General features: G+C 66.8%; 16 protein-coding genes. 5 read left to right on the top strand and 11 right to left on the bottom strand.

Annotation, left to right across the window (positions count from 1 at the left end):
- Nucleotides 1–19: 19 nt before the first annotated feature.
- The 3 genes from IB255_RS28010 to IB255_RS28000 all read right to left on the bottom strand — a co-directional run bounded on the left by IB255_RS28010 (nucleotide 20) and on the right by IB255_RS28000 (nucleotide 2,971).
- On the bottom strand, nucleotides 20–661 hold the full coding sequence (locus IB255_RS28010; protein ID WP_192211148.1) for an oxidoreductase: 642 nt from the start codon (nucleotides 659–661) through the stop codon (nucleotides 20–22).
- 30 nt (nucleotides 662–691) lie between these two features.
- Nucleotides 692–2,422 carry a C13 family peptidase gene (locus IB255_RS28005; RefSeq protein WP_081517262.1) on the bottom strand — a complete coding sequence of 577 codons (1,731 nt, stop codon included), beginning with the start codon at nucleotides 2,420–2,422 and terminating at the stop codon, nucleotides 692–694.
- Nucleotides 2,423–2,515: 93 nt separating this feature from the next.
- The gene (locus IB255_RS28000; protein WP_045217066.1) at nucleotides 2,516–2,971 is read right to left on the bottom strand and encodes a MaoC family dehydratase; all 456 of its coding nucleotides are present in this window, start codon (nucleotides 2,969–2,971) and stop codon (nucleotides 2,516–2,518) included.
- Between the two features lie 179 nt (nucleotides 2,972–3,150).
- On the opposite strand from IB255_RS28000, the gene IB255_RS27995 reads away from it, so the two are divergent.
- Genes IB255_RS27995 through IB255_RS27985 form a run of 3 tightly spaced genes read left to right on the top strand, consistent with a single transcriptional unit; the run spans nucleotide 3,151 to nucleotide 4,835 of the window.
- Nucleotides 3,151–3,513: a CidA/LrgA family protein gene (locus IB255_RS27995; RefSeq protein ID WP_045217069.1), complete on the top strand. Its 363-nt coding sequence runs from the start codon at nucleotides 3,151–3,153 to the stop codon at nucleotides 3,511–3,513.
- Complete coding sequence (locus IB255_RS27990; protein ID WP_081517263.1) at nucleotides 3,513–4,226, top strand: LrgB family protein; 714 nt, start codon at nucleotides 3,513–3,515, stop codon at nucleotides 4,224–4,226. The genes IB255_RS27995 and IB255_RS27990 overlap by 1 nt, the downstream gene beginning before the upstream one ends.
- Before the next feature lie 18 nt (nucleotides 4,227–4,244).
- On the top strand, nucleotides 4,245–4,835 hold the full coding sequence (locus IB255_RS27985) for an LON peptidase substrate-binding domain-containing protein (RefSeq protein WP_081517264.1): 591 nt from the start codon (nucleotides 4,245–4,247) through the stop codon (nucleotides 4,833–4,835).
- Between the two features lie 116 nt (nucleotides 4,836–4,951).
- On the opposite strand, the gene prpF is transcribed toward IB255_RS27985, so the two are convergent.
- The 5 genes from prpF to IB255_RS27960 all read right to left on the bottom strand — a co-directional run bounded on the left by prpF (nucleotide 4,952) and on the right by IB255_RS27960 (nucleotide 11,890).
- Nucleotides 4,952–6,139: a 2-methylaconitate cis-trans isomerase PrpF gene (gene prpF, locus IB255_RS27980; RefSeq protein WP_081517265.1), complete on the bottom strand. Its 1,188-nt coding sequence runs from the start codon at nucleotides 6,137–6,139 to the stop codon at nucleotides 4,952–4,954.
- A 135-nt stretch (nucleotides 6,140–6,274) separates the two neighbouring features.
- Entirely contained in the window at nucleotides 6,275–8,884 is a 2,610-nt protein-coding gene (gene acnD, locus IB255_RS27975) for a Fe/S-dependent 2-methylisocitrate dehydratase AcnD (protein WP_168190487.1), read from the bottom strand.
- Nucleotides 8,885–8,898: 14 nt separating this feature from the next.
- Entirely contained in the window at nucleotides 8,899–10,059 is a 1,161-nt protein-coding gene (prpC, locus tag IB255_RS27970) for a 2-methylcitrate synthase (protein WP_081517267.1), read from the bottom strand.
- A gap of 224 nt (nucleotides 10,060–10,283) precedes the next feature.
- Nucleotides 10,284–11,171 (bottom strand): methylisocitrate lyase, encoded by an 888-nt coding sequence (gene prpB, locus IB255_RS27965; protein ID WP_081517268.1) that lies wholly within the window; start codon nucleotides 11,169–11,171, stop codon nucleotides 10,284–10,286.
- On the bottom strand, nucleotides 11,168–11,890 hold the full coding sequence (locus IB255_RS27960; protein WP_081517269.1) for a GntR family transcriptional regulator: 723 nt from the start codon (nucleotides 11,888–11,890) through the stop codon (nucleotides 11,168–11,170). Before IB255_RS27960 ends, prpB begins: the two co-directional genes overlap by 4 nt.
- 244 nt (nucleotides 11,891–12,134) lie before the next feature.
- Here IB255_RS27960 and IB255_RS27955 point away from each other — a divergent pair, with 244 nt between their 5' ends.
- Nucleotides 12,135–12,746, top strand: coding sequence for a class I SAM-dependent methyltransferase (locus IB255_RS27955; RefSeq protein ID WP_081517270.1), 612 nt, complete (start codon nucleotides 12,135–12,137; stop codon nucleotides 12,744–12,746).
- Here IB255_RS27955 and IB255_RS27950 read toward each other — a convergent pair.
- The 3 genes from IB255_RS27950 to IB255_RS27940 form a co-directional block, all read right to left on the bottom strand.
- Entirely contained in the window at nucleotides 12,725–12,982 is a 258-nt protein-coding gene (locus IB255_RS27950; protein ID WP_081517271.1) for a hypothetical protein, read from the bottom strand. The genes IB255_RS27955 and IB255_RS27950 overlap by 22 nt on opposite strands.
- A gap of 121 nt (nucleotides 12,983–13,103) precedes the next feature.
- On the bottom strand, nucleotides 13,104–13,346 hold the full coding sequence (locus tag IB255_RS27945) for a hypothetical protein (protein ID WP_192211147.1): 243 nt from the start codon (nucleotides 13,344–13,346) through the stop codon (nucleotides 13,104–13,106).
- Nucleotides 13,347–13,464: 118 nt separating this feature from the next.
- Nucleotides 13,465–14,358, bottom strand: a complete 894-nt coding sequence (locus IB255_RS27940) for an NAD(P)H-binding protein (RefSeq protein ID WP_081517273.1) — start codon at nucleotides 14,356–14,358, stop codon at nucleotides 13,465–13,467.
- 168 nt (nucleotides 14,359–14,526) lie between these two features.
- Between IB255_RS27940 and IB255_RS27935 the strand changes: the two genes are divergently transcribed.
- A complete protein-coding gene (locus IB255_RS27935; RefSeq protein ID WP_192211146.1) occupies nucleotides 14,527–15,495 on the top strand; it encodes an AraC family transcriptional regulator in 969 nt (322 codons plus the stop codon).
- Nucleotides 15,496–15,623: the final 128 nt, after the last annotated feature.

The raw sequence follows: 15,623 nt of genomic DNA, 5'->3' as shown, positions 1-15,623 counted from the left end.
TGTTCCAGTGGACGGCGGGTTACTTGCCAAGCTTGCGCAGTTCGTCCGACTCGACGATACGCACGCCCTTGCCCGGTTCCAGGGCCAGGCGCCAGAGCGCGCGGGCCAGGGCGATGGCTTCGATGCCGTGGAGCTTGCCCGGCAGGATGCGCGAGAACGGCGCGGCGAGCAGTTCGGCCAAGCGGACTTCCTCGCGTTGCCCCAGCAGCAGAGACGGCCGCGCGATGGTCAATTGCTGCCAGCCTTGCTGGCGCAGCGCATCTTCCAGTTCGCCCTTGGTCCGGCTGTAGAAGATCGATGACTTGCTGTCCGCACCCAGCGCGCTGACCACGATGTAGTGCCGGGCGCCCAGGGCCAGGCCGCGCTCGCCCAGGGCCAGCGGCAGGTCGAAATCGACGCTGCGGAAGGCCTCCTCGGAGCCCGCTTCCTTGAGTGTGGTGCCCAGGCAGCAGAATAGGGTGTCCACCGGCGTGGTCAGGTGCGGGATGAGCTCGGCCAGCGGGCCGATGGGATTGTCCAGGCGTGGGTGCTCCGCCAGCTTCCTTCGGGCCGGGGCGATGACGCGCTTGACCGTGGGCTCGTTGAGCATGCGGTCGAGCAGATGCTCACCGGTCAGGCCGGTGGCGCCAGCTAGCAGGATATTCGTCGGTTTCGAGTACATCTGTGTTTCCCCTCTGACACACCTTCCAGCTTAGTTCTCGCCCTGTCCTTTTGCCTGCGCATCGTTGCTGCCGAGCGCCAGGGCTCCGTGCGTCTGTTGCGCACGCAGGGCCTGCCAGCGAGTAATGACCGCATCCGGCGCCCAGAGTTGCGGTTCCGATGGCTCGAACTCTTCCTCCTTCTCGCGCTTGGCGACGGTGGCGCTGGCCAGCTTGAACGCCTGCCTGAGGTCGTCGGTCTGCTGGAAGGCCTTGGCAAAGAGCGCATCGCCGAAGTAGGTGAAGTCGGCCTCCTCGGAGCAACCGAAGGACACCCGGTCGCTGCGCGCGGCGGTCATGATCAGGGTCTTGTCGTCCTTGAGCGCGGGGATGAAGCCGCCGCTGTAGCAGGCGGAGATCACCAGCACCTTGGTGCGGTCCTTGAGCGGAGCGAGCAGCGTGACCAGTTCGCTGGCTGGCAGGTCGTCGAGTTTCAGGCCGGGCATGTCCAGCACCAGCTGGTGGTCATGGGAGCCGTGGCTGGTCAGGTAGATGAACACCAGGTCTTCCGGGCCGCTGCGCTGCGCGATGGTGCGCAGGGTGCGGGCGAGGGTTTCGCGGGTGGCCATGGGACGGTCGGCGAGGTGATCGCGGTGGTTCACCAGGCGTACCACGCCGCGCGCACCAAAGCGGTCACCGAGCAGGTTGGCGACGTAGTCGGCCTCGCGCAGGAACACGCTCTGCTTGCCGTCGCCGCCCAGGCTGACGCCGTAGAGCTCGATTGCCGGGGTGGACTGCGGGACGGCGGCCAGGGCTTTCTCCAGCATGGCGCCCTGTTCCAGCAAGCCGACTTCCAGCGGATTGGGCAGTGTTTTGCCGGCGGCGTCCTGGCGCAACTGGCCGGCGCTCCAGGTGCCTTTCTGCACGCTGCCGTCATGGCGGGTGAGGGTGCCGGCGCCGGAGTACTCGCCACGGGCGAAGCCGCCGCTGTAGGTCTGGCCGTCGGCCCTGGTCAGGGTGCCCTGGCCGTCGAAGCGCCAGAAACGGAAGTCGCCCTTGTAGCGGCTGCCATCGGCGCCGATGAACTCGCCCGGCCCGCTCAGCGCGCCGGCCTTGAAGCGACCGAACCAGACATCGCCGTCAGCGTTCTGGAAGCGTCCGGTGCCGTCGAACTGGTCGTTGCGGAACTCGCCGGCGTACTGGTCGCCCGCATCGTCGCGGAAGACGCCCTTGCCTTCGAGCACGCCGTTCTTGAACGGGCCGCTGTACTGGTTGCCGAGGCTGTCGCGGCGGGCCCCTTCACCGTTGGCTTCGCCACGGGAGAAGGCGCCCTGGTGGTGGGTGCCATCGGCTTGTTCGAGGCTGCCCAGGCCCTCGTAGCGACCCTTGCGGAAGCCGCCGCTGTAGGTGGTGCCGCCCTGGGAAATCCGCCCTTCGCCGTCGAACTCGCCGCGCTTGAACTGGCCCTCGTAGAAGCTGCCGTCGGCGTACTGCAGGCGGCCACGCCCTTCGAACAGGCCGTCGCGGAACTCGCCTTCATAGCTCGTGCCGTTGCCGTCGTTCCACTTGCCCTGGCCGCTCTGCAGGCCCTTGTCGAAGCCGCCCTCGTACCAGGCGCCGTTGCTGTAATCCAGCCGCCCGGGCCCTTGCAACTGGCCGTTCACCAGCTCGCCACGGTAGCGCGCGCCGTCGGGCAGGCGGGCGTCCGGGGGCGTCAGCGGTTCGCCTTCGCCGCAGGCAGTCAGGAGCAGGGCAAGGCTCAAGGGCAGGAGTTGGCGTGGCATCGGGACTCTCGAATCGACGGTGGGGCGCAGAGTGAGTGTGACGTAAAAAAGCCCGCGGACGCGGGCTTTTTTCTCAGCGCTGTGCCAGAGCCGTCAGACGAAGCACAGGCTCAGCGATTCGGCGATGTAGGCCGGCTTGGGCAGGCCTTCGATCTCCAGGGTGCAGCGGGCCTTGATCAGCCACTGGCCGGGGTTCTTCTCGGTGATGTCGGTGATGGTCACCTGCAGGCGCACGCGCGAATCCACCGGTACCGGCTGGATGAAGCGCACGCTGTCGAGACCGTAGTTGACCACCATCTTGGGGTTCTCCGGCAGGACCAGCAGGCCCTCGCAGAGCTTGGGGATCAGCGACAGCGACAGGAAGCCGTGGGCGATGGTGCCGCCGAAGGGCGTCTTCTTCGCCTTTTCCGGGTCGACGTGGATGAACTGGTGGTCCTCGGTGCACTCGGCGAACTGGTTGATGCGCTGTTGATCGACGGTGATCCACTGCGAATGGCCCAGGTCCTTGCCGATGTAGTCCTTCAGTGCGCTTACGGGTACGAATGCCATGTTTCCTCCGGGGATATCGTTGTTCTTCTAATGCGGCCTGCGTAAGAGTCCGACAACAGATCAGCATGGGGTCCGCGGCCGGTCAAGCCGCAGCGGCATTCATGCTTTGGGCGAATGCCGAGCCATAGCGGTCGCCGGGCGGGCATAATGGCGGCTCCTTGCGCTGGAGATGTTCCCTGATGTTGCTACGCGGCCTGACCTGGCTGGTGCTGTTCCAACTGCTCGGCACGGGCCTGAATGCTCTCATCCTGCACATGATTCCCGGCCCCATCATTGGGCTGGTGCTGCTGTTCGCCTTCCTGGTGTGGAACGGCGAGGTGAGCAAGCCGGTGAACGAGGCGGCCGCCTCGCTGCTGCGCTACCTGCCGTTGCTGCTGGTGCCGGCGGCGGTGGGCGTGATGGCCTACGCGAAGCAGATCGCCGCGGACTTCTGGGCCATCGCCGGCGCCCTGGCGCTGTCGCTGCTGGTGTCCTTCGTGTTCGCCGGCTGGCTGATGCAGAAGCTCATCGACCGCCAGCGCAAGCAGAAGGAGGGCGCGTGATGTTCGACTGGCAAGGCGCGCTGAACTCCGTCATCCACCATCCGCTGTTCTGCGTCGGCGTCACCCTGGGTGCCTACCAGCTGGCGCTGGCCGCCTACGAGCGCACGCGCTGGGTGTTCCTGCAGCCGGTGCTGGTGTCGATGCTGATGGTCATCGCGGTGCTGCTGGCCTGCGGCATCGACTACGCGGAATACAGCAACAGCGCCAAGGTGCTGACCATCCTGCTCGGTCCCGCTACCGTCGCGCTGGCGGTGCCGCTGTTCCTCAACCTCAAGCGCATCCGCCAGCTGTTCTGGCCGACGCTGATCACCCTGCTGGTCGGCGGCCTGTTCGCCACCGCACTGGGCATCGGCCTGGGCTGGCTGTTCGGCGTCGACCACGAGCTGCTGATGAGCCTGGCGCCCAAGTCGGTGACCTCACCGATCGCCATGCTGGTGGCCAGCCAGATCGGCGGCGTGGCGGCCCTGGCGGCGGTGTTCGTGCTGATCACCGGCGTGCTCGGCGCCATCCTCGGCCCGGAGCTGCTGCGCCGCTGCGGTGTGCATCACCCGGCTGCGCAGGGTATGGCGCTGGGCATGACTGCCCACGCGGTGGGCACCTCCCGCGCCCTGCAGGAGGGCGAGGAATGCGGCGCCTTCGCCGCCCTGGCCATGAGCCTGATGGGCGTGGCCACCGCTGTGCTGCTACCGTTGGCGGTAGCGCTGATCGCCTGACGAATCGACGGAGTGTCCATGAGTTTCCCGCTGTTCCCCCTCAACACCGTGCTGTTTCCCGGCTGCCGCCTCGACCTGCAGATCTTCGAGGCGCGTTACCTGGACATGATCGGCCGCTGCATGAAGCAGAACGGCGGATTCGGCGTGGTGGCCATCGTCGAGGGTGAGGAGGTCGGCGATGCGCCGGAGCGTTACAGCCTGGTCGGCTGCGAAGCGCATATCCGTGACTGGCAGCAACGCCCCAACGGCCTGCTGGGCATCCGTGTCGAAGGTGGGCGGCGCTTCCGCGTGCTCTCCGCCAACGTGCAGACGGACCAGTTGACGGTGGCCGAAGTGGAGTGGCTGGACGAGCAACCCGACCAGCCGCTGACCAAGGAGCATGACGACCTCGCCGCGCTGCTCGAGGCGCTGTCCATGCACCCGATGGTCTCTGCGCTGGAGATGGGCGGAGAGGTCAACGGCCAGCAGGCACTGGCCTGCCAGCTCGCCTACCTGCTGCCCTTCGAGCGCGACCAGAAGCAGGTGCTGCTGGAGATGGACGACCCCACCGTGCGCCTGGCGCGCATCCAGGTACTGCTGGAGCAGTTGCAGGGCGACTTCGTTGCCTGACACGTCGGCTCACCCTGCACTCCGCTCCTACAGGGATACATCGGCGCGCCGATTGGTCCGCAGAAGCACAAGGCCCGCGAATGCGGGCCTGGTGTTTTTACGGATAGGGCCAGCGATCAGAACGAATCGCCCGGCACCCGTACCCAGCCTTCCATCAGGATGCGCGAGCTGCGGCTCATGATGGCCTTGGTCACGGTCCATTCGCCGTTTACCTGCCTGGCCTCGGCGCCCACGCGCAGGGTGCCGGAGGGGTGGCCGAAGCGTACCGCGCTGCGCTCGCCACCGCCGGCGGCGAGGTTCACCAGGGTGCCGGGGATGGCCGCGGCGGTGCCGATGGCCACGGCGGCGGTGCCCATCATGGCGTGGTGCAGCTTGCCCATGGACAGCGCGCGCACCAGCAGGTCGACGTCGCCGGCCTGGACTTCCTTGCCGCTGGAGGTGACGTAGTTCTTCGCCGGGGCGACGAAGGCGATCTTCGGCGTGTGCTGGCGGGTCGCGGCTTCTTCCGGGGTCTTGATCAGGCCCATGCGCAGGGCGCCGGCGATGCGGAATTTCTCGAAGCGCGCGAGTTGCTCGGGGTCGCCATTGATCGCTTCGCGCAGTTCGGCGCCGGTGTAGCCGATGTCCTGGGCGTTGACGAAGATGGTCGGGATGCCGGCGGTGATCATGGTCGCCTTGAAGGTACCGATGCCGGGGACTTCCAGGTCGTCCACCAGATTGCCGGTGGGGAACATGGCACCGCCGTCTTCACCATCGTCGGACGGGTCGAGGAACTCCAGCACTATTTCGGCGGCGGGGAAGGTCACGCCGTCCAGCTCGAAGTCGCCGGTCTCCTGCACCTGGCCGTTGGTGACGGGCACGTGGGCGATGATGGTCTTCTGGATATTCGCTTGCCAGATGCGCACTACGCAGGTGCCGTTGTCCGGGATGCGCGACGGGTCGACCAGGCCGGCGTGGATCGCGAAGGAGCCGGCGGCGGTGGAGAGGTTGCCGCAGTTGCCGCTCCAGTCGACGAAGGCCTTGTCGATGGAAATCTGCCCGTAGAGGTAGTCGACGTCGTGGTCCGGCTGGGTGCTTTTCGACAGGATCACGCACTTGCTGGTGCTGGAGGTCGCGCCGCCCATGCCGTCGATGTGCGCGCTGTACGGATCGGGGCTGCCGATCACGCGCATGAACAGCTGGTCGCGGGCCGCGCCGGGCACCTGGCAGCGCTCGGGCAGGTCCTGCAGGCGGAAGAACACGCCCTTGCTGGTGCCGCCGCGGATGTAGGTGGCGGGGATCTTCACTTGGGGTACGTGGGGCATGGGGTACGGTCCTGACAGATCAGTTGCAGGAGCGGGCCATGTCCGCGACATCCCCGCGCGGAGGCCGATCGCGGGCATGGCCCGCTCCTACAGGGTTCGATCCGGCACGCCGCGAGGCGTGCCGGAGCCTTCACATCACGCCACGGACGACTCGAGGAAGTCCTTGGCGAAGCGCTGCAGCACGCCGCCGGCGTTGTACACCTTCACTTCGGCGGCGGTATCCAGGCGGCAGGTGACCGGGACTTCGACCACTTCACCATTGCGGCGATTGACCACCAGGGTCAGGTCGCAGCGCGGCGAGACGTCGCCCTTGATGTCGTAGGTCTCGGTGCCGTCCAGGCCCAGGGTCAGGCGGGTGGTGCCCGGCTTGAACTCCACCGGCAGCACGCCCATGCCCACCAGGTTGGTGCGGTGGATGCGCTCGAAGCCTTCGGCCACGATCACTTCCACGCCCGCCAGGCGAACGCCCTTGGCCGCCCAGTCGCGGGACGAGCCCTGGCCGTAGTCGGCGCCGGCCACGATGATCAGGTTCTGCTTGCGGTTCATGTAGGTTTCGATGGCTTCCCACATGCGCATCACCTTGCCTTCCGGTTCCACGCGGGCCAGCGAGCCCTTCTTCACTTCCCCGTTGACCACGGCCATTTCGTTGACCAGCTGCGGGTTGGCGAAGGTGGCGCGCTGGGCGGTCAGGTGGTCGCCGCGGTGGGTGGCGTAGGAGTTGAAGTCCTCCTCCGGCAGGCCCATTTTCGCCAGGTATTCGCCGGCCGCGCTGTCCAGCAGGATGGCGTTGGACGGCGACAGGTGGTCGGTGGTGATGTTGTCCGGCAGGATCGCCAGCGGCAGCATGCCCTTGAGGGTGCGTTCACCCGCGAGTGCGCCTTCCCAGTACGGCGGGCGGCGGATGTAGGTGGACATCGGACGCCAGTCGTACAGCGGGCTTTCGGCTTCCTGCACGCTGCCCAGGTCGAACATCGGGATGTAGACCTGCTTGAACTGCTCAGGCTTGACGCTGGCGGCGACGATGGCGTCGATCTCTTCGTCGGACGGCCAGAGGTCCTTCAGGGTGACGGGGTTGCCGTCCTTGTCGGTGCCCAGCGGGTCCTGCTCGATGTCGAAGCGCACGGTGCCGGCGATGGCGTAGGCGACCACCAGCGGCGGCGAGGCGAGGAAGGCCTGCTTGGCGTAGGGGTGAATACGGCCGTCGAAGTTGCGGTTGCCCGAGAGCACGGCAGTGGCGTACAGATCGCGGTCGATGATCTCTTTCTGGATCACCGGGTCCAGCGCGCCGGACATGCCGTTACAGGTGGTGCAGGCATAGGCGACGATGCCGAAGCCGAGCTTCTCCAGTTCCGGCAGCAGGCCGGCTTCTTCCAGGTACAGCTTGGCGACCTTCGACCCAGGAGCGAACGACGTCTTCACCCACGGCTTGCGCAGTATGCCCAGCGCATTGGCCTTCTTCGCCACCAGGCCGGCGGCGATGACGTTGCGCGGGTTGGAGGTGTTGGTGCAGCTGGTGATGGCGGCGATGATCACCGCGCCGTCGGGCATCAGGCCCTGGGCTTCTTCACCCTTGCCTTCCTGCAGCTTGGCTTCGTCGGCGATGCCGCGCTCGGCCAGTGCCGAAGTCGGCAGGCGGCGGTGTGGGTTGGACGGGCCGGCCATGTTGCGCACGACGCTGCCCAGGTCGAACTCCAGCACGCGTTCGTACTCGGCGGTTTCCAGAGCGCTGCTCCACAGGCCGAGGGTCTTCGCGTAGTTCTCCACCAGCTCCACCTGCTCGGGCTCGCGGCCGGTGAGCTTGAGGTAGTCGATGGTCTGCCCGTCGATGTAGAACATCGAGGCGGTGGCGCCGTATTCCGGGCACATGTTGGAGATGGTCGCGCGGTCGCCGATGGTCAGGCTGTCCGCCCCTTCGCCGAAGAACTCGACGTAGGCGCCGACCACGCGCTCCTTGCGCAGGAACTCGGTGATCGCCAGGACGATGTCGGTGGCGGTGATGCCCGGCTTGCGCTTGCCGGTGAGCTTGACGCCGACGATGTCGGGCAGGCGCATCATCGACGGGTGGCCGAGCATCACGGTCTCGGCTTCGAGGCCGCCGACGCCGATGGCGATCACGCCCAGGGCATCCACGTGCGGGGTGTGCGAGTCGGTGCCGACGCAGGTGTCGGGGAACGCGATGCCGCCGCGCGCCTGGATCACCGGGCTCATTTTCTCCAGGTTGATCTGGTGCATGATGCCGTTGCCGGCCGGGATCACATCGACGTTCTTGAACGCGGTCTTGGTCCAGTCGATGAAGTGGAAGCGGTCCTCGTTGCGGCGATCCTCGATGGCGCGGTTTTTCTCGAACGCGTCCGGGTCGAAGCCTGCGGCTTCCACGGCCAGCGAGTGGTCGACGATCAGCTGGGTCGGCACCACCGGGTTGACCTTGGACGGATCGCCACCTTTCTCGGCGATGGCGTCACGCAGGCCGGCGAGGTCGACCAGCGCGGTCTGGCCGAGAATGTCGTGGCAGACCACGCGCGCCGGGTACCAGGGGAAGTCGAGGTCGCGCTTGCGGTAGACCAGTTGTTCCAGCGAGGCGGTCAGGTCCGCCGGCTCGCAGCGGCGCACCAGCTGTTCGGCCAGCACGCGGGAGGTGTAGGGGAGCTTGTCCCAGGCGCCGGCCTGGATCGCCTCGACCGCCTCGCGGGCGTCGAAGTAATCCAGCGCGGTGCCGGGCAGGCGCTTGCGGAATTGGCTGTTCACGGTGGCGTTCATAGTTATTTACGGTCCTTGAGCGGCACGAACTTCAGGTCTTCAGGGCCTGTGTAGTTGGCGCTCGGGCGGATGATCTTGCCGTCGATGCGTTGCTCGATGACGTGGGCGGACCAGCCGGCGGTGCGGGCGATGACGAACAGCGGGGTGAACATCGCGGTGGGCACGCCCATCATGTGGTAGCTCACGGCGCTGAACCAGTCGAGGTTGGGGAACATCTTCTTGATGTCCCACATGATGGTTTCCAGGCGCTCGGCGATGTCATACATCTTGGTGTTGGACTGCTCGTTCGACAGCTGGTGAGCGACTTCCTTGATCACCTTGTTGCGCGGGTCGGACACGGTGTAGACCGGGTGGCCGAAGCCGATCACGACTTCCTTCTTCTCGACGCGGGCGCGGATGTCGGCCTCGGCTTCGTCGGGGTTGTCGTAGCGCTTCTGGATCTCGAAGGCCACTTCGTTGGCGCCGCCGTGTTTCGGGCCGCGCAGCGCGCCGATGGCGCCGGCGATGCAGGAGAACATGTCCGAGCCGGTGCCGGCGATCACGCGGGAGGTGAAGGTGGAGGCGTTGAACTCGTGCTCGGCATACAGGTTGAGCGAGGTGTGCATGGCGCGCACCCACGACTCGCGGGGCTTCTCACCGTGCAGCAGGTGCAGGAAGTGGCCGCCGATGGAGTCGTCGTCGGTCTCGACGTCGATGCGCTTGCCGTTGTGGCTGAAGTGGTACCAGTAGAGCAGCGCGGAGCCCAGGGAAGCCATCAGCTTGTCGGCGATGTCGCGGGCGCCCGGGTGGTTGTGGTCGTCCTTCTCCGGCGACAGGCAGCCGAGCACGGATACGGCGGTGCGCATCACGTCCATCGGGTGGGCCGAGGGCGGCAGGGTTTCCAGGGCGGCCTTGACGCCGGCCGGCAGGCCGCGCAGAGCTTTCAGCTTGGCCTTGTAGCCGGCCAGTTCGGCGGCGTTGGGCAGCTTGCCGTGGACCAGCAGGTGGGCGATTTCCTCGAAGTCGCAACGGTTGGCGAAGTCCAGCACGTCATAGCCGCGGTAGTGCAGGTCGTTGCCGGTACGGCCGACGGTGCACAGGGCAGTGTTGCCAGCGGCGGTGCCACTCAGGGCCACGGACTTCTTCGGCTTGAAGCCGGTGGTGGTTTCTGCGGTAGCGCTCATCGCGTGTCTCCTCATCAAATCCGGTTGCTTGTTCTTGTCCCCCGGCATGGGCCGAGGTTTCGGTTCGAATCTGGTCGGCGGATAACGCCTGCGGCGTTATGCGCCCTACGGTGCATCAGGTCTGGAGTAGGGCGAATAACGCGAAGCGTTATCCGCCGTCACAGCCTCATGGTGGATAACGCCAGGGGCGTTATGCACCCTACATAAGGTTCAGGCTCGCGCGCTCACTTCTTGCCAGCAGCGAACAGCGCGTCGAGCTTCTGCTCGAAGGCGTGGTAGCCGATGCGGTCGTACAGCTCGGCACGGGTCTGCATCAGTTCGATCACGTTCTGCTGGTGACCTTCCTGGCGGATCGCGGTGTACACGGCTTCGGCGGCCTTGTTGGCGGCGCGGAAGGCCGACAGCGGATACAGCTGGATGGCCACGCCGACCGAGGCCAGCTCGTCGCGGGTGAACAGCGGGGTGGCGCCGAACTCGGTGATGTTGGCCAGGATCGGCACGTTCAGCGCATCGACGAAGCGCTTGTAGGTCGGCAGGTCGTAGGCGGCTTCGGCGAAGATCGCATCGGCGCCGGCCTCGACGTAGCGCAGGCAGCGCTCGATGGCGGCGTCCACGCCTTCGGCCTGGATGGCGTCGGTGCGGGCGATGAGGAAGAAGTCCGGGTCGGTCTTGGCGTCGGCGGCGGCTTTCACGCGGTCAGCCATTTCCTCGACGGAGACGATTTCCTTGCCCGGACGGTGACCGCAGCGCTTGGCGCCAACCTGGTCTTCGATGTGGGCAGCGGCGGCGCCGGCCTTGATCAGGTTCTTGACGGTGCGCTCGATGTTGAAGGCGCTGGGGCCGAAGCCGGTGTCGATGTCCACCAGCAGCGGCAGGTCGCAGACGTCGGTGATGCGGCGAACGTCGGTGAGCACGTCGTCCAGGGTGTTGATGCCCAGGTCCGGCAGGCCGAGGGAGCCCGCCGCCACGCCGCCACCGGAGAGGTAGATGGCCTTGAAGCCGGCGCGCTTGGCCAGCAGGGCGTGGTTGGCGTTGATCGCGCCGATCACCTGCAGCGGCTTTTCTTCGGCAAGGGCTTCACGGAAACGTTGGCCGGCGGTCTTGTTGCTCATTGTTCACCTCGTTCGTTGGCTGTCTTGGCTTGGGCGTCCAGGTAGTGACGCTCCATATTGCGTTTCGAGGCGCCGATGTGACGGCGCATCAGCAACTCGGCCAGTTCGCCGTCACGATCGGCGATGGCATCGAGAATCCGGTGGTGCTCGGAGAAGGCCTGGCGCGGGCGGTTGGGCGTCGCCGAGAACTGCAGGCGGTACATGCGCACGAGCTGGTACAGCTCGCCGCAGAGCATGCGGGTGAGGGTGCGGTTGCCGCTGCCCTGGATGATCCTGTAGTGGAAGTCGTAGTCGCCTTCCTGCTGGTAGTAGCCACGGCCGGCCTGGAACGCCTCGTCGCGCTCGTGGGTGTCGAGCACCCGGCGCAGCTCGTCGATCTCGGCCTGGCTCATGCGCTCGGCGGCGAGACGGCAGGCCATGCCTTCGAGGGATTCGCGGATCTCGTAGAGCTCCAGCAGCTCCTCGTGACTGAGCGAAACCACCCGCGCGCCGACGTGCGGCACGCGCACCAGCAGCTTCTGGCCTTCCAGGCGGTGGATCGCCTCGCGCAGCGGGCCGCGGCTGATGCCGTAGGTGCGCGCCAGCTCCGGCTCGGAAATCTTGCTGCCGGGGGCGATCTCGCCCTTGACGATGGCCGACTGGATCTTGCGGAACACGTGTTCCGACAGGGTCTCGCCGTCGTCGCTGGCAGGAGTGGGGAGAATCAGGCTATCGCTCATGGTGTCGACAATCTTCTTGATGTGCGGCGAAAGCTACCCCTGGAAAAGCCTTCGGTCAATCAAGATCTGATGAATTGTCGACAATCGTCTAATGGGGACCGTTGGTTATGCCGAGGCGGGCGCCTCGCTGGGGGCCGCTGTACGGGAGAATGGTGCGCGAGAATGGCGGATATCCCCTCGTCGGCCGCTGTGCCGGCACGCTGCAGGCCCGCTAGGATCGGGGGAAACGCCGGAAGAACTGCCCATGCAACTCTATGACCGCTATGTGCTGCCCCGACTGATCGACTTCGCCTGTGGCATGGGTGATGTGATGAAGCAGCGTTCGCTGCTGGTGCCCCGTGCGCGCGGGCGGGTGCTGGAGATCGGCATGGGCACCGGCCTGAACCTGTCGTTCTACGATCCGGCGAAAGTGTCGACAATCGTTGGCGTCGACCCGGCGGCGCAGATGCAGAAGCTCGCCCGCAGTCGTGCCGAGGCGATCGGTATTCCGGTGGATATGGTGGCGCTGGAGCTGGGGCAGATTCGTGCCGACGCCGGCAGCTTCGACAGCATCGTCTGCACCTTCACCCTGTGCAGCATCCCCGATGCGGTGGCGGCGCTGAAGGAAATGCGCCGGGTACTCAAGCCCGGCGGCGAGTTTCTCTTCTGCGAGCATGGCCTGGCGCCGGATGCCGGCGTGCGCGCCTGGCAGCACCGCCTGACGCCGGTCTGGAAGCCGTTGGCCGGCGGCTGCCACCTGGACCGCGATATGCCGGCGCTGATCGAGTCCGGCGGTTTCCACCTGCGCGAACTGATCCAGGACTACCTGCCGGGGCCGCGGCCGATGACCTACGTTTACCGTGGCATGGCCGACTGACGCGCGGGCAGGCGGTCGAGCACCTCGATGCTGAGGATGTAGGCGCTGCGCACGTAGAGGTCTTCCGGGCGTTCGAGCAAACCCATGTCCGACTGGCAGTCGTTCATGCGCACCACGAAAGGCGCGTCGCCGTCGCACAGCGCGCTGTAGTCCCCCTGGCTGATCCAGCCCTGGAGCACAGAGGACTCGCGGTTGTGCGCGCGAACCACGACTTCGACCTTGAGCTGATTGTCCATTGCCACGTCACTCCACGGCGGGGAAAGAGGTGGCAGACCTTAACGTCCGTCCTGAATGGTCTCTGTCAGGTTGTTCTGAATGGCCTGTGGGACTATCCCCCGAGTGTCCGGCCCGCGTGCTTCAGGTCACCCACTCGGACGGAGTCACGTTGAGAATGTGCGTGCCGCGCAGGAACATGTCCTGCACCGGGATGGCCGGGCAGTGGCGGCTCCGGCAGTTGCCCAGGCGCACCTCGAAGGGCATGGGGCCATCGCGCAGGGCGAGGTAGTCCTCGCGGCTGATGCGGCCATGGAGGATGCGCTGCGGGCGGTAGGGAGACCAGGTCTCCACATCGACCCAGAGACTGTCGGGAGCGTGGTTCATGGCGGATGATCCGGCTGAATAGAAGGGCGAGTACTCTAGACAGCGGACCAGCGCCAAATTCATCAGAGCCTTCCGAGATATTTGTAGGAATTTATTTTTGGCTGACTGACGGCCCCGCTTACGGCAAGGCCCGATAGGCTTCGGCCCAGGCTTGGGCGAAGTCCTCGAAGCGTGTCGCCGTGGTGTTGCGAGCCGAGCGCGCCTCCTGCGCCCGAACCCGCCCGCTGCTGATCGCCTCGCCCAGCTCTGCGTAGCACGCGGCGACGCTGGCGGAACAACCGGCTTCCCGCAGCGCGGCGGCCAGCTCCGGCGGCGATACCGGCACGTACGGCAGGTCAGGCCGGCCGATGGCGGACCCCAGCAGCCGGGTTGCCTGGGCGTAGCTGATATCGCGCTGGCCGAGTACCTCGCGGGTCACGCGGCCCTGCCAGTCGCGCTCCAGCAGGGCGCAGCTGGCGGCGTCGGCGACATCGCGGCTGGCGACCATCGGTACCGGAACATCCGGCGCCACCGCATCGCTGTAGCAGTCGTAGGCGCGGACGATTTCCAGTGCGCCATACAGGTTCTCGAACAGCGCGCCGGAACGCAGCATCAGCACATCCACCTCCGGCGGCAGCAGGCGCAGTCGCTGTTCCTGGTCATGCATGCTGATGATCGGCCCGGTGCCGGCGGGCACCTCGGCGCCCACGCTGCTCAGGAACACCACCCGGCGCACGCCGCTGGTGCGGATCGCGGAGAGGATCGCCTCGCCCTGGGCAGCCTGCTGCTGGCGGTAGTCCTCGGTATCCGGGCCGTAGGCGAGCAGGGTGTAGACCGCTTCCGAGCCGTGGAAGGCTTCGCTGAGGAAGGCGGCGTCGTGCGGCTCGCCCACGGCGATCTGCGCGCCGGCGGCAGCCAGCGGCGCCAGGCGCTCGGCATCGCGGCCCAGGGCGCGGACGGGTGCGCCGGCTTCCAGCAGGGTCTGGCAGATTCTCGAACCGGTGCGGCCGGTGGCTCCCATTACGGTGATCATGGCGTTGTCCTCGCTGTTGGCCGTCCCGCGGCGCCCGCCGTGGGTTAGTTGGCCTGGGTGCAGTCTCCTGCCAGAACGCTGGACGGTTAATGCCTGAAAATCGCCGTTCCATGCTCATTCGTCCAGAGGTGCTGGACGTTGCCGAACTGCCGGACCAGTCTCAGGAGCATGAACACTCCTACCGCCATTCCAGACCTGACCGACGCCTTGGCTTCCACCGATCCCCTGGGCGAGGCCCTGCATTTCCTGCGCATGAGCGGCACCTTCTATTGCCGCTCGGAGTTCAGCGCGCCCTGGGGGCTGGACCTGCCGGCCATGCCACAGTGCCTGATGTTCCATGTGCTGACCGTCGGCGAGTGCTGGCTGGAAGCCGAAGGCGACGAGCCGCGCCGGCTGGCGCCGGGCGATCTGGTGCTGGTACCCCACGGCGAGGGCCACCGGCTGGTGAGCGCGCCGGGGGAAGCGGCGGCGGGATTGTTCGACCTGCCGCGCGCCTACGCCAGCGACCGCTACGAAGTGCTGCGCCAGGGCGGAGGCGGGGAGACGACGGCGATGATCTGCGGCGCCGTGCGCTTCGACCATCCCGCCGCGCTGCAACTGGTGCGCCTGCTGCCGCGCGTGCTGGAGGCGCAGGTGCGCGATCCCGGCCAGCGCGACTGGCTGATGAGCACCCTGCAATTGATGGAGAACGAGGCACGGGCCATGCGCCCCGGCGGCGAAACGGTGATCACCCGGCTGGCCGACATCCTGGTGATTCAGGCCATCCGCGCCTGGATCGAGCAGGACCCGGCTGCCCAGACCGGCTGGCTCGGCGCCCTGCAGGACCGCCAGTTGGGCCGCGCGCTGAGCCTGATCCACCGTGCCCCCGCGCGGGATTGGAGTCTCGCCTCCCTGGCTGGCGCGGCGGCGATGTCGCGCTCCGCCTTCGCTGCGCGCTTCGCCGAAAAGGTCGGCATGCCGGCCATGCACTACGTCACTCGCTGGCGCATGCATGTGGCGCTGAGCTGGTTGCAGGAGCGGGAGATCTCTGTGGCCGAACTGGCCGAGCGCCTCGGCTACCAGTCCGAGGCGGCGTTCAGCCGGGCGTTCAAACGGTTCATTGGCGTGTCGCCGGGGAGCGTGCGGCGCAGCCTGTAGGAGCGCGCCTTGCGCGCGATCGCGGGCATGGCCCGCTCCTACAGGTTGATCCCGGTGCTGACGGTCTGCTGCCCCGTAGGGCGCATAACGCGCCAGCGTTATCCGCCGCGAGGCTTCGGCGCATAACC

This window comes from Pseudomonas sp. PDM22 (genome assembly GCF_014851965.1).
Classification (GTDB): Bacteria; Pseudomonadota; Gammaproteobacteria; order Pseudomonadales; family Pseudomonadaceae; genus Pseudomonas.
The sequence above is the reverse complement of the archived record's forward strand: the minus strand, read 5'-3'. Positions and strand labels throughout refer to the sequence as shown.